Annotated in this window: 11 protein-coding genes; 5 read left to right on the forward strand and 6 right to left on the reverse strand. The window is 48.9% G+C overall.

From position 1 onward, the window contains the following. Positions 1–2: 2 nt before the first annotated feature. Positions 3–1409: an NADP-dependent phosphogluconate dehydrogenase gene (gndA, locus tag SFV55_RS26255; protein ID WP_320032556.1), complete on the reverse strand. Its 1407-nt coding sequence runs from the start codon at positions 1407–1409 to the stop codon at positions 3–5. Positions 1410–1562: 153 nt separating this feature from the next. Between gndA and zwf the strand changes: the two genes are divergently transcribed. The 3 genes from zwf (at position 1563) to SFV55_RS26270 (ending at position 4746) form a co-directional block, all read left to right on the forward strand. Further along, entirely contained in the window at positions 1563–3086 is a 1524-nt protein-coding gene (gene zwf, locus SFV55_RS26260) for a glucose-6-phosphate dehydrogenase (protein WP_320032557.1), read from the forward strand. Between the two features lie 114 nt (positions 3087–3200). Continuing rightward, the gene (locus SFV55_RS26265) at positions 3201–4187 is read left to right on the forward strand and encodes a ketoacyl-ACP synthase III (protein ID WP_320032558.1); all 987 of its coding nucleotides are present in this window, start codon (positions 3201–3203) and stop codon (positions 4185–4187) included. A gap of 55 nt (positions 4188–4242) precedes the next feature. Then, positions 4243–4746 carry a hypothetical protein gene (locus SFV55_RS26270; protein WP_320032559.1) on the forward strand — a complete coding sequence of 168 codons (504 nt, stop codon included), beginning with the start codon at positions 4243–4245 and terminating at the stop codon, positions 4744–4746. Positions 4747–4832: 86 nt separating this feature from the next. Here SFV55_RS26270 and SFV55_RS26275 read toward each other — a convergent pair whose 3' ends face one another. Next, on the reverse strand, positions 4833–7541 hold the full coding sequence (locus SFV55_RS26275) for an ABC transporter permease (protein WP_320032560.1): 2709 nt from the start codon (positions 7539–7541) through the stop codon (positions 4833–4835). Continuing rightward, positions 7538–7873 (reverse strand): PadR family transcriptional regulator, encoded by a 336-nt coding sequence (locus SFV55_RS26280; protein ID WP_320032561.1) that lies wholly within the window; start codon positions 7871–7873, stop codon positions 7538–7540. The genes SFV55_RS26275 and SFV55_RS26280 overlap by 4 nt, the downstream gene beginning before the upstream one ends. Positions 7874–8105: 232 nt before the next feature. On the opposite strand from SFV55_RS26280, the gene SFV55_RS26285 reads away from it, so the two are divergent. Continuing rightward, the gene (locus tag SFV55_RS26285) at positions 8106–8723 is read left to right on the forward strand and encodes a Uma2 family endonuclease (RefSeq protein WP_320032562.1); all 618 of its coding nucleotides are present in this window, start codon (positions 8106–8108) and stop codon (positions 8721–8723) included. Positions 8724–8886: 163 nt separating this feature from the next. Then, positions 8887–11808 (forward strand): FAD-binding and (Fe-S)-binding domain-containing protein, encoded by a 2922-nt coding sequence (locus SFV55_RS26290; protein WP_320032563.1) that lies wholly within the window; start codon positions 8887–8889, stop codon positions 11806–11808. 5 nt (positions 11809–11813) lie between these two features. On the opposite strand, the gene SFV55_RS26295 is transcribed toward SFV55_RS26290, so the two are convergent. From SFV55_RS26295 to SFV55_RS26305, 3 genes are all read right to left on the reverse strand, one after another. Further along, entirely contained in the window at positions 11814–12044 is a 231-nt protein-coding gene (locus SFV55_RS26295; RefSeq protein WP_320032564.1) for a type II toxin-antitoxin system MqsA family antitoxin, read from the reverse strand. Positions 12045–12349: 305 nt separating this feature from the next. Continuing rightward, positions 12350–12958: a hypothetical protein gene (locus SFV55_RS26300; RefSeq protein WP_320032565.1), complete on the reverse strand. Its 609-nt coding sequence runs from the start codon at positions 12956–12958 to the stop codon at positions 12350–12352. 74 nt (positions 12959–13032) lie between these two features. Continuing rightward, positions 13033–13353 carry a hypothetical protein gene (locus SFV55_RS26305; RefSeq protein ID WP_320032566.1) on the reverse strand — a complete coding sequence of 107 codons (321 nt, stop codon included), beginning with the start codon at positions 13351–13353 and terminating at the stop codon, positions 13033–13035. Positions 13354–13492 lie beyond the last annotated feature (139 nt).

Here is a 13492-nt window from a genome sequence, read left to right on the forward strand (position 1 = left end):
AATTATTCAGCCCAATCGGTGTGGAAAATACCCGCCCGGTCGGTGCGTTCGTAGGTGTGTGAACCAAAAAAGTCGCGTTGCGCCTGGACCAAATTCAGTGGCAAACGAGCACTGCGGTAGGCATCAAAATAAGCCAAACTGGCTGACATGGCAGGCACTGGGATGCCACTGCTGACGGCAGCAGCTACCACTTTGCGGATGCCCGTTTGAGCTATTTGTAATGCCTTGGCCAATTCAGCATCGAGCAACAAATTGGGCAGTGCCGGATTGTTTTGGTAAGCCTTGCGGAAATCCTCCAACATGGCAGCCCGAATGATACAACCACCGCGCCAGATGCGGGCCACGGTTTCCAGGTTCAGGCCATATTTGTATTCATTGGAAGCATCGGTCAATTGCGCCATGCCTTGGGCATAAGTGACCATGAAGCTGAAGTACAAGGCCTGTTCTACGGCAGCAGCCAGGGAGGCTGCATCTTCATTGATGGCTTGTGCCGGGCCGTAAATTTGTTCAGCAGTTACCCGCTCTGGTTTTAGTGCGGAGAGCTCGCGCAGGGTTACCGCCATATCGATGGTTGGCACAGGGATGCCCAGGTCCATGGCGTTTTGGGAAGTCCATTTGCCAGTCCCCTTTTGTTTGGCTTGATCGAGGATCATGTCCACCAGTTTTTGGTCGCTCAAATGATCATCGACGGAAAAGATATGGGCAGTAATTTCGATCAAAAAAGATTGCAAACGCCCGGCATTCCAGCCTGAAAAAAGCTCGTGCAAGGCATCGTTGCTCAGGCCTGCCCCCCGTTTGAGTACATCGTAAGCTTCCGAAATGATTTGCATCAGGCCATATTCAATGCCATTGTGCACCATTTTTACATAGTTGCCCGAAGAGCTTGCCCCCAGGTAAGCGACACAGGGATCACCCTTTACTTTGGCAGAAACGGCTTCTAAAATTGGTTTTACCATTTCGTAAGCCTCAGCGTCGCCACCTGGCATGATGCTGGGACCAAAACGGGCGCCATGAGAGCCCCCCGATACACCAATTCCCATAAAATGAATGCCTTTGGCACTCAGGTAGGTCTCGCGGCGATTGGTGTCGGCGAAAAAAGAGTTGCCACCATCAATGATCAGGTCGCCCCTTTCCAGCAAAGGCAACAAACTGTCGATCACTGCATCAACGGGGCCACCTGCCGGAACCAGCAACATGACTTTCCGGGGCTTTTTTAGCCCAGCGACAAATTCCTCTTTGGCCGTGGTCCCTTTGACGGGCTTACCAGCACCTTCTTCCTCAAGGGCATTGGCTTTGGCCATATCGGTGTCGAGGCCGATGGCTGAAAACCCATGATCTGCTACGTTGAGGATAAAATTGCGGCCCATTACTCCCAGGCCTACCATGCCGAAGTCGAATTGCTGTGACATAAAATATGGAATGATTTTAGGCGGGCAAGATACTACATTGTCCCTAGATTAGAAGAAACAATCTCTCAATCAAAGATGTTGGCTCAAAATATTTGCTTCTGCTGCCGTATCTTTGTAGCAGTTTTAACCTGTGTTTCACCCAAGCGAATTGACATGAAAAAAACGGATAATCATATTTTGGTGATTTTCGGTGCCTCTGGCGATTTGACCGAACGAAAACTCATCCCCGCCGTATTCAATTTACATTGCCGCGGTTTTTTACCCGAAAACTTTGCGGTGGTAGGGGTAAGCCGCTCGGCATTTACGGATGAGGCTTACCGGCAAAAGGTCGTTTTTGACAATGAACACCTCAAGGACGTAGGTGGAAACGGCGACCGGGCCAAGTTTGCCAAGCGCATCTTCTACCACGCGATGCAAACCAACAACCCTGCTGATTATCCTGCCTTCAAGGAGCACCTTCAACAGCTCAATGCGGAGTGCAACACGGATGACAACTACATTTTTTACCTTTCTACTCCGCCCAGTTTGTACGAAGTTATTCCGCGGAGCCTGGCCGAAGTAGGCCTGAACGAGGAGGCTGATGGCTGGAAAAGATTGATCATTGAAAAACCTTTTGGGTACAATCTGGAGACAGCGCTCGATCTCAATCAAAAATTACTGCAATATTTCAAAGAGTCCCAACTCTACCGCATCGACCATTACCTGGGCAAAGAAACGGTTCAGAATTTGCTGATCACCCGGTTTGGCAATAGCATTTTTGAACCCATCTGGAACCGCAACTACATTCACCACATTGAGGTAACTGCAGCGGAAACAGTAGGGGTTGAAAAACGTGGTGGGTATTACGACGGCTCCGGAGCGATGCGCGATATGGTCCAGAATCACCTGCTGCAATTGGTGGCATTGGTGGCCATGGAGCCTCCGGTGCAATCTTCTGAAGCCAGTATTCGCAATGAGCGGATGAAATTGTTCCAATCGCTCCGCCCCTTATCCAATGAAGACATTCTGAAAAATGTCATTCGGGGGCAATACACCGGATCGCACATCAACGAAGAGTTGGTGCCGGGTTACCGGGATGAAGAGGGGGTTGCGCCAGATTCCCGTACCGAGACCTATTTTGCCATGAAGTTTTTCATCGACAACTGGCGCTGGTCGGGGGTTCCATTTTACATTCGTACAGGCAAACGCCTGCCGACCCGGGTCACCGAAATCGTGATCCATTTCAAACCTACTCCACATCACTTGTTCAACAAGGGCAATGGTTTGCCCAATACAGAAAATATTCTGGTCATCCGGATCCAGCCCAACGAAGGGATTCTGCTCAAGTTTGCCATGAAAATTCCCGGGGCAGGATTGCAAGCTACGGATGTCAACATGGACTTCCATTACAGCGACCTCACCGATGCCTACATTCCGGAAGCCTACGAGCGTTTGTTGCTCGACTGCATCCAGGGGGATGCTACTCTTTACGCACGGGGTGACGCTGTGGAAGCGGCCTGGGAATTTGTTGATCCGATCCTGAAAGCCTGGGAAAGCAATCCCGACATCAAAATATACGGCTATCCCGCTGGCACCTGGGGCCCGGAACATGCCGATGACTTGATCGACGGGGAAAACATCACCTGGCGTTATCCTTGTAGCAATCTAACGGAAGACCTGATTTACTGCGAGCTGTAAAAAATATTGCGGAATATTGTACTGCCACAAAGACACTAAGACACTAAGAATGCTCTTGCTTAGTGTCTCCGTGCCTTTGTGGCAAAAAACTCAATAGGCAAAAATAAACCGCAAATGAAAATACACCTAAAAGCCTGTTCACGCATTCTCCCTGGTTTAGCCGTTTTATCTCAAGATTTGGAAAAACGAAGTGGCCTTGCTCAAGGCTGGGCTGAAAAAAATACCGGAGTGCAGTCCCGCTATTGGGCCAATCCTACGGACAACATCACCTCAATAGCGGCAGCGGCACTCCAGCAGGCGCTCGATGAAGCGGAAATGACTAGTGCGGAGCTAGATTTGTTGCTTTTTGCCGGTGCTTCCTTCGATCACCCCATCCCTCACAATGCCTGTCTGATCAAACAGGCATTGGATCAAAATGAGGCTGATTTTCCCTGTTTTGACGTGGATGCCACTTGTTTGAGCTTTTTGCACGCCCTGGACATTGCGCACCTTTACCTTCAGCACCGGGGCTTAAAGCGGGTGGCCATTGTTTCCGCCGAAATACCCTCCAGAGCACTCAATCCCGCTGATGCAAAAACGTACACCTTGTTTGGAGATGCGGCCGTAGCGGTTATCCTGGAAGCCAATGATGCCATAGGTTACCTGCCGGCGCCAGCCTATTTCATCAACCAATCTGCGGGTGCCCAATTGGCCATCGTCCCAACCGGGGGCAGCAAGCGGCGGGGCTCAGAACCTGACACCGATCCCAATTCTTTCTTTTTTCAAATGAATGGCCGCCAACTGATTTCAATGACGCTGCGTTACCTGGATGATTTTTTGATCAACCTGGAGCAACAAACGGCACAAGCCCTTCCACACTATGATTACATCGTACCCCATCAGGCCAGTAAATTTGGCAACGAATATTTCATGCAACGCTATGGTTTGACCGAGGCTCAGGTGGTGAACACCCTAAACCTTTATGGCAACTGTGTTTCCGCATCCATACCCCTGGGTTTGTATGAGTTGTATGCGCAAAACAAATTGCAAAAAGGGAAGGATGTACTGCTTATTGGCACCGCAGCCGGGCTTTCGATTGGGGCCATGCGATTAAAGTTTTAATTTTTTCCAAACCTTTACGTTAGGTATATCCGTCTAGCTATAAAAAAAATCCGATATGAAACAATTGAGCTTGTTGAGCATCCTTTGCCTTTTGCTGGGTGCTTTTTCCTGTTCCGAGCAAAAAGGTGATGATTTGTCTACTCCTGGGTTGGCAGAATTAGGGGATATAGACCACTTTGTATTCGGCACTTATTATGGACATTGCCTGGGGAATTGTACCCACACTTTTATGCTGAAAGCGGATGGCTTATTTGCCGACAAAGTAGATCGGGGTTACCCAGAGCCGGGTATGGAATTTGAAGACAAGTCTCTGTCCAAAGAAGACATTGAGCTGGCTACCAAATTATTGAAAGATTTCCCGGAGGAGCTGTATAAGGAAGAGGGCGAAATCCTGGGTTGCCCGGATTGTGCAGATCAAGGTGGCTTTTACCTGGAGATCCAGATTGGCAAAAGTGCCCCGCGGGTTTGGCGCATCGATACGGATGACAGCCGCATTCCCGCTTATTTGAGTGCGTATACTGCAAAGGTGCGCAAAGCCGTGGAAGAATTGGAGAAGTAAGGTAAAAGGGCTATTGGCCGTTCTTCGGCAGAATAGGAGTCATCCCAAAAATTCGGAATGACTCCTATTTCCAAATATTCACCACGCTACTCACTCCGCAACGACTTCACCGGATTGGCTAGTGCTGAGCGCACACTCTGCACACTCACGGTCAAAAAGGCAACAGTCACCGCAATCAGCCCTGCCAGCACAAAAACCCACCACTGAATTTCAATTCTATAGGCGAAATCCTTCAGCCATTGATTCATCAAATACCAGGCGATAGGGGAAGCAATACAAATGGAAAGCACCACCAGGATGATAAAATCTTTGGCCAGCAAGCCCGTCAAACTGCCCACACTTGCCCCCAATACCTTGCGAATCCCAATCTCCTTCATGCGTTGTTCCGCCGCAAAAACCGACAAACCAAATAAGCCCAGACAAGAAATGAAAATAGCCACCAGGGTAAAGGTACCGATGATGTCGGAGAAAGTCTGTTCTGCCTGATAGAGCTTGGCTACTTCCTGGTCCAAAAAGGTATATTCAAAAGGAATTCCTGGAAACAAATCACTCCAGATTTGTTGAGCTTTTTGTATAAAATCGGGGTAATTCGTGCTAGTAACATCGGTAATGACCTGGGGCAAAGATTCGGGCGGAGACACCAATACCATGTAAGGAACCACCTTTTCAGACATCCGCTCAAAGTTGATGTCTTGCATTACTCCGATGATGGTAAACTGAAACTGTTCGCCATCCCCCCGATCGCTGCGCAAAACCATACCGGGGGCTTTTTCCATGGGAATATTCATCGTTTTGAGTACCGTTTCATTCACGATGACTTTGGCGGTAGTTTGATCGCGGGAAGTATCTCTGGCGGTAAAATTGCGACCGGCCAATAGTTTTACCTTCAAGGTGCTCAGGAATTTTTCATCGGTAAAAGCAAAACGGATGACCGTTGTGCTGTTCATGTCTTCTCCATCCTTGTACATTGAGATGTCGTTGGGCACAAACTGCCCTGGATAAGCCGACATGCCAGTTACGCCTGCAACTTCGGGCAGCGCCGCCAATCGATTGCGGAAGGCTCCCAATTGCGGACGTTTATCATTGGCCCGAATGGGGAAGACAACTTTTTGGTTTTTTTCAAAACCCATGTCCTCTGCCAGTAGGTAATTCAACTGCCGCTGGATGATGACCGCTCCAATGATCAAAACCGAAGAAATTACAAATTGACTCACTACCAATACCTTGCGAAAATTGATGGCCCCTCTGGATGCCTTGGTATCCCGCATGCCTCTAAAAATGCTCAAGGGATTAAAAGAAGAAAGGTAAAAAGCCGGGTAACTGCCCGCAACCGCCCCGGTCAGCAACACCAAACCCAGGATAATGCCCCAGGTAGACCAATCCTGCGTCAATTGCAAACTCAGGGATGCTCCTGTGATCTGGTTGAGCAAAGGCAACAAAAGCCACATCAGTGGCACAGCCAAACCTACTGCGATCAGGGTCATCAACATACTTTCGCTCAAAAACTGCCCCATTAGTGAGGAGCGACCGGCACCAACCGCCTTGCGAACCCCTACTTCTTTGGCTCTGCGGGTACTGCGGGCCGTGCTCAGGTTCATAAAATTGATGCAGGCCACCAGTTGAATAAATCCAGCAATCAAAAGCAACATATTCAGGAAGCGCTCGCTGGTGCCTTTGGACATGGCCAAGTCTTCTGCGCTGGTGTGGATGGCCCGTACAGGTTGTAGAAAGAGTTTTTTCTTCATCTTCATTTGGCGCAATTGATCACCACCATTCCGTTCAACAAAGGCAGCCAGTTTTGCTTCAAAAGCCTGAACATCGGTGCCTGGTTTAAATTTGAGGTAACCGTACAAGAAGTTGTTTCCACTCCAGGTGTTGTCGCTGCGCACGTATTCACCGATGCCCCGGGAGTTCATGGGGGTAAAAAAATCGGGCATCAAGTGGCTCCTGCCAAGGGTGCTGTTGAATACCCCGGTGACTTTGTAGGTTTCCTCTTCCACTTGGCCAGTGACCTGCAAGGTTTTGTTCAGTGCATCGGTGGTGTTGAAAAGTTTGATGGCTAGGGCTTCCGAAATGACGATCGACTGGGGTGCATTCAGCGCTTTTTTGGGGTTTCCGGCCAAAAAATGGTAGTCAAAGGTTTCAAAAAAAGTACTGTCCACTACATAGCCGGTATTTTGATAAAAAACCTTGTCGCCCACCTTGAACAGGTAGCGCTCTACCCCAAAAGGTGCCGGATCAACGACCCTAGTGGAATTTTCTATCTCGGGGAATTCTGCTTGCATGGCGGGAATAATCGGAGGTGAGCAGGTCGACATCCGCCGAGGGTCCTTGGTGTCGGGAAATTCCAGTTCTGTAGTTACCCGGTACAGGCGTTTGGCAGCACTGTGGTGTTTGTCGTAACTGCGCTCGTCCTGCACATACAGCAGGATGTACAAACAACAGAGTGTACCAATGGTGAGCCCAAAAATATTGAGCGCAGCGTAGAGGCGGTTTTTGGCCAAATTGCGGATGGCGATGTTGAAATAATTGCGGATCATGGTCGGATGAAATGTCGTGGTGGATGATGGATATGGACTGGGTTTGCGCTTGATGGCAAAGGGTTTGATGAAACCCAATACTTCGAGGATGTATTGAAATTTTGCGTGTTGTACCCCATTTTTTTCTACCTGATAAAAGAACTCCTCGTGCAAATCACCTTGCACGTTTTCCAGCAGGTGTGGAGCACAAAACCACTCCAACAGGCGATCGGCCCAACGGGGTGGTTGCGGCGTAGGTTGTTTGAGCTGACTCATAGACTTGGGTCGGTTTTGGGCTGCTTAATACGATTCCATAAACTGCTGCGTACGGCCTGGATCTCTTCCAGGGTGCGGATGCCGTAAGCGCTGACTTTGAAGAGGCGCTTGCGGCGGCCCCCACGTTCGGCGGTGGGTTCGCCCATTTCGGAGCTGAGCATGCCCTTGTCCTCCAGGCGTTGCAGGGCAGAATGCACCTGATTGAGCCGGAGGGAGCGCCCGGTTTGGGCAATGAGCTCGTGGAGGAGTATCACGCCGTAGGCTTCACCTTCCAGCACTGCGACAGTCAGGAGTACCAATTCTTCAAACTCGCCCAGGTAGGTTCTTTTCATGCAAGGGTATTATATCTATTTTTGCTGAGCAAATGGCGTGCCAATAGCATAAAAATTTGGTTTTGAATTGATTGAAAAAGAAAAAACAAAATAGGTTGTTCGAGATTGGACATTTTTTGTGCGCTTTCGGACGCAAAACCTCATTGCCCTATTTAAGGTCAAACCACTTGTTTTAACACCTCGCTTGAATCATTTCGATTTTTTTCTGTAAATTGCTTTAAAATCTTTTTCAATGACTTATCCTGCTCCAAGCAGCCCAACTTACATTTCTGCCGAACGATTGAGTCGAACTCTCGACTTGTCGCGCTTAGCTTTAAGCGACGATGAGTTTTATAGCTTTTGTATGGACAATCGGCACCTCAAGTTGGAGCGCAACGCAGATGGAACCATTACTGTTATGTCCTTAACGGGAGGAAAAACTGGAGAATACAACTCCGAACTGACCACCGAGCTCACCCTCTGGAAGCGCAAACACGGTGGTCATACCTTTGATTCTTCTACAGGGTTTCGGTTGCCCAATGGAGCAGTTCGTTCACCTGATGCGGCATGGGTCAGCTCCGAACGTTGGCAGAGTTTGAGTGCAGAACAACAACGCAAACACCCACCACTGGCTCCTGATTTTGTGGTTGAACTGATGTCCGAAAGCGACGACCTGCGCGAGGCTCGGCAAAAAATGGGAGAATACATCGACAATGGGGTGCAATTGGCTTGGTTGATCAATCGCGCTCAGGCACAGGTACTAATTTTCAGAATGGATGGTACCGTGGAAAAAGTTGATGGTTTTGAGCAGAGCCTGAGTGGTGAAGGGGTTCTGGAAGGGTTTGAGTTTGATTTGGGGTTGCTGAAGTAAATGTGAAAGGACGGATTAAAGTATGTTATTTCGAATACTGATGTTAATTTAGCTTAGGACTTGTCGATCTTGGAGTCTCTTTTGAGCTTTTTAAATAAATTCGCCAAAATTTCACCTGCCCATCCCGAGTGTGGACTATCTTTCTACCCACAATTCACGACTCATGCAACAAGCACTCGCCCAACTGGCTACACAACTGGAAGGAGAGCTCTATTACGACAGCCTGCTCCGCGCCCTTTATGCTACCGATGGCTCTATTTACAAAGCTTACCCCCTGGCGGTGGCCTTGCCGCGCTCGGTTGCTGACCTCAAAAAACTGGTCGCTTTTGCGCGTGAGCACCAAACTTCGCTCATCCCCCGCACGGCGGGTACCTCCCTGGCCGGGCAATGTGTGGGTGAAGGCATTGTGGTGGATGTGTCCAGGTATTTCAACCAAATTCTGGAAGTGGATACAGCCGAACAAACGGTGCGCCTGCAACCCGGTGTGATCCGCGACGAACTCAATCGGCACCTGCAAGACTTCGGTCTCTATTTTGGCCCCAATACCTCTACCGCCAACCGCTGCATGTTGGGTGGCATGGTGGGCAACAACTCCTGTGGTACCACTTCCATTGTGTACGGCTCTACGCGGGATCATGTGGTGGAATTGCGTTGTGTGTTAAGCGACGGCTCGGAAGCTGTATTTGGCCCATTGAGCGCTGCTGAACTGGAAGCCAAACTTCAACTGGATACCCTGGAAGGCCAGGTGTACCGCCAAATGCTCGCCGAGTTGAGCCCCAGTGAAGTGCAGGAAGAAATCCGCGCCCAATACCCCAAGCCAAGCATCCACCGCCGCAATACGGGCTATGCCATCGACTTGTTGTTGCGCCAGCAGCCCTTCAGCCCCGAGGGTAAACCCTTCAATTTTGCCACGATGCTCTGTGGCTCGGAAGGCACTTTGGCGCTGACTACTGAGATCAAACTGAAACTCGACCCCTTGCCCGACCCGATCGATGTAGTTGTTGCCCCTCACTTTACCAATCTGGACGAAAGTATGCGGGCGGTTTTGGTGGCCATGTCGCACCAGCCTACGGCCTGCGAGTTGATGGACAAAATGATCCTGGATTGTACCAAAGACAACATCGAGCAGGAAAAAAACCGCTTTTTCATCGAAGGTGATCCCGAGGCGGTGTTGATGATCGAGTTTAGGGGCAAAACCCTCCAGGAGGCCGAAGCCAAAGCCGACGCGATGATCCTGGACATGCAGCAGCAGGGCCTGGCCTACCATTACCCCAAAGTGTACGCGCCCCGCAGCAAAAGTGTGTGGGCTTTGCGCGCCGCTGGTTTTGGGGTTTTGTCCAACCTGAAGGGCGTGAAAAAAACCATTGAATTTGTAGAAGATACCGCCGTCGACCTGCCCGACCTGCCCGCCTACATCTCCGAATTTGCGGAGGTGATGAAGCAGTTTGACCAAAAGGTCGTGTACTACGCCCACGCTGGGGCTGGCGAATTGCACCTGCGTCCTTCGGTGAACCTCAAAAGCAAAGAGGGTGTAGCCGAAATGCGCGCCATTGCGGAAGCATCCGCTCATTTGGTCAAGAAATACCGAGGCTCGCTCAGCGGGGAACACGGCGATGGCCGGGTGCGCGGCGAGTTCATCCCGCTGATGATTGGCGAAAACAATTACCAGATCCTGCGCCGCATCAAACAAACCTGGGACCCCCAGCACATTTTTAATCCCGGCAAAATAGTCGATGCGCCGCCGATGGATACCTCCCTGCGGCACGAGCAGGATGAGCCCGAGCGGCACATCGAGACCATGTTTGATTACAGCGATCCGGGCAGTTTGTTGGATGCGGTGGAGAAATGCAATGGTTCTGGCGATTGCCGCAAGTTGTCCTTCTCCGGTGGCACGATGTGCCCCAGCTACATGGCTACCCGCAACGAAAAGGACACTACCCGTGCCCGCGCCAACGCCTTGCGCGAGTTTTTGACCATGAATACCAAGGCGAATCCCTTCGATCACCCCGAGATTTACGAGGCGATGGATTTGTGCCTGTCTTGTAAGGGTTGTAAGTCGGAATGCCCTTCCAGTGTGGACATGGCTACCCTCAAAGCGGAGTTTTTGTACCACTACCAAAAGGCCAATGGTACGCCGCTGCGCAGCCGCGTTTTTGGCAACATCGGCAAAATCAACAAGCTGGCGGCCAGGATGCCGGGCTTGAGCAATGCGGTGTTGGGCAGCAAAGCATTAGGAGGTTTGGTCAAAAAAGTACTGGGTGTGGCTCCTGAGCGCTCCTTGCCACCCGTAGGTCGCAGCCTGCGCAGTTGGTGGAACCGTGAGGGTAAAAAGTTGGCGGTAAACGGCAGGCCGAAAGGCAAAATTTACCTGTTCTGCGACGAATTCACGAATTACAATGACCCGCACATCGGTGAAACGGCCATCAAACTCTTGCTCCGATTGGGTTATCAGGTCGAAATGCCGCAACATCCCGATTCTGGGCGGGCTTATTTTTCCAAGGGCCTCTTAAAAGAAGCGCGGGAGTTGGCCATTGCCAATGTACGTTTGTTCACTCCTTTGCTGAGCGCCGAAACACCTTTGATTGGCATTGAGCCCTCGGCGATTTTGGGTTTCCGCGATGAATTCCCCAAACTGGTGCCCGCTGCCGAGCGGGAAGGCGCCCAAGCCTTGGGGCAACATGTCTTTTTACTCGAAAATTTCCTCTTGCGCGAAGCCCAGGCTGGCCGCATTGGCCCGGATGATTTTACCAATGAGGCCAAAGTGGTAAAAGTGCACGCGCATTGCCACCAAAAGGCTATTGTAGGCGCGGAGGCGACCGCGCAAATTTTGGCTTTGCCCCGCAATTATTCGGTGGAGCTGATCCCATCGGGCTGCTGCGGCATGGCGGGCTCTTTTGGCTACGAAAAAGAGCATTACGAGGTGAGCATGCAGGTGGGGGAATTGGTGTTGTTTCCAGCGGTAAGGGCTGCGGGGGCAGAAGAGATTATTGCGGCACCGGGGACGAGTTGTCGGCATCAGATTTTGGATGGGACGGGAAGGAAGGTGTTGCATCCTGGGGAGGTGCTGTGGGGGGCGCTGAGGTAACCGTCTTACATGGAAACGACCTCCAATTGGGTGTTTTGTGCTTTTGCTCGTTCCGTAATCTGTTCCAATTCAATGGCAGTGGAATCTTCAATCCATTCCTCACCACATTGTGTACATACTAAGGCGGGGACGTTTCGGACGACGATTAGACTAGATTTCAGGTCAAGGGCAAAAGTAGTTGTCCCTTTCTCCACCTTTCCGCTACAGATAAAGCAACATGGCGAAATTGGTTTCATATTTTTTGTGCATAAAGTGGATTGAAGTTACCCTAAAAAAGTGTTCCAATCAAGTTGTGGTTTTGTTTTTTAATCAAAATCTCTTAATTTGTAAAAAACCACCATGCACCTGCTTGAAACAGCAACAGGAATCCTTAGTCCAAACAATTATAGGTGTCAGTATGCATACATGCAATTAATCACTCAGCAAACATAAACGAAAATGAGAATCCTTTTCCTATTTCAACTTTTAATCTTTATGATCCAAAGTGCTCACACCCAATCAATAGAAAATATTGAAAAAGGAATTAAACGAGCGGGATCATTTACTTCCCAAAGGTTATGATTATGTAGTTGGTTATAATGATGATAAATATCGTTATAAAAGTTACCAATACAAATTCCTTGAATATTTTACTCCTTAATTCTTGAAATTCATTTTTATTTGGCCGGAAAAGCATTGCAGAAACATCAATGAAACATGCTATTATCAACATTGATATAAAAATTATCTTTCCATAGCTTCCTGCGGAAGAAAAAGCTAAAGCACCTATAGAAATCGCTACAGTAAATAACGATGCAATAAAAAAAGTAGCAACCCAAGTAAATATGCTGGAATAGTCGTCTCTTGAGCTTGAAAGCTTTGATTTATACCAAATCGAGAAGTATATGAAAACGATCAGCGATAAATCTTTTACATAGGAAGGGAGGTAGGCATCAAAATACTTAAACAGGGAAATTAAAGGCGTAAGCAAAAAGTCTCGAATAACACGAAACAGTTCTAACGATTTCAAGAGCAACTCAGACCAACGTAACAAGGCAGGTTTCAAATCTCTCCCCAGATTAATAAGAGAAACCGCATTCATTAGAGCAGACAAAATGAACCAAGACTTATCCCATATTTTTCCAGGAAGACTTTTTTCGTTTTGCTCCATTTGTAAATGTGTGTAGTTATAGTTATTGAAAAAGTACGATCATTTGGTATACTTCTCCTAGAAAACCTAGAGTGTCACAAGGCCTCCCTCCCTTCCAACTTCTCAACCCTTTCCTCCAATCTCCGTACCGCTTCCTTCAACAACCGAATCTCCGTTTGCAATTCCTCCTGCGGCAAAAAATCCGTCAATTCGGCACCATGCGCCTGCATCAGGTAGGTCACGATCCGCCCCAGGGTCTTTTTGTTTTTGCCATTTAAGGCCATTGAAACCCAGCTTTGGTACATGGGTTCGCCGTCAAACGCGGCAATGAGGTTGGCCAGTTCTCCTTGGGTAGAGTACAGGTTGAGCGCTTTCAGTTTGCTGGCTACCAATGCCGGGACAATATTTTTTTCCATAAAAGGAGTAAAAAAAATTTGTATTTATACAGAATAAATCTGTATTTTTGATTGAAATTGGATTTTTAAGCATTCTAAAATCCTAAAGTATTGAAAACTCTTCATCCTGCAAAACATTACCTCGCTGATTAAATAAACA

It is taken from the genome of Haliscomenobacter sp. (genome assembly GCF_033763495.1).
In the GTDB taxonomy this organism is placed as follows: Bacteria; Bacteroidota; Bacteroidia; order Chitinophagales; family Saprospiraceae; genus Haliscomenobacter.

Excerpts from the sequence above, each read along its gene's own strand:
- gndA (WP_320032556.1), bottom strand. The coding sequence starts at position 1,409 with ATGTCACAGCAATTCGACTTCGGCATGGTAGGCCTGGGAGTAATGGGC.
- zwf (WP_320032557.1), top strand. The coding sequence starts at position 1,563 with ATGAAAAAAACGGATAATCATATTTTGGTGATTTTCGGTGCCTCTGGC.
- SFV55_RS26265 (WP_320032558.1), top strand. The coding sequence starts at position 3,201 with ATGAAAATACACCTAAAAGCCTGTTCACGCATTCTCCCTGGTTTAGCC.
- SFV55_RS26270 (WP_320032559.1), top strand. The coding sequence starts at position 4,243 with ATGAAACAATTGAGCTTGTTGAGCATCCTTTGCCTTTTGCTGGGTGCT.
- SFV55_RS26275 (WP_320032560.1), bottom strand. The coding sequence starts at position 7,541 with ATGAGTCAGCTCAAACAACCTACGCCGCAACCACCCCGTTGGGCCGAT.
- SFV55_RS26280 (WP_320032561.1), bottom strand. The coding sequence starts at position 7,873 with ATGAAAAGAACCTACCTGGGCGAGTTTGAAGAATTGGTACTCCTGACT.
- SFV55_RS26285 (WP_320032562.1), top strand. The coding sequence starts at position 8,106 with ATGACTTATCCTGCTCCAAGCAGCCCAACTTACATTTCTGCCGAACGA.
- SFV55_RS26290 (WP_320032563.1), top strand. The coding sequence starts at position 8,887 with ATGCAACAAGCACTCGCCCAACTGGCTACACAACTGGAAGGAGAGCTC.
- SFV55_RS26295 (WP_320032564.1), bottom strand. The coding sequence starts at position 12,044 with ATGAAACCAATTTCGCCATGTTGCTTTATCTGTAGCGGAAAGGTGGAG.
- SFV55_RS26300 (WP_320032565.1), bottom strand. The coding sequence starts at position 12,958 with ATGGAGCAAAACGAAAAAAGTCTTCCTGGAAAAATATGGGATAAGTCT.
- SFV55_RS26305 (WP_320032566.1), bottom strand. The coding sequence starts at position 13,353 with ATGGAAAAAAATATTGTCCCGGCATTGGTAGCCAGCAAACTGAAAGCG.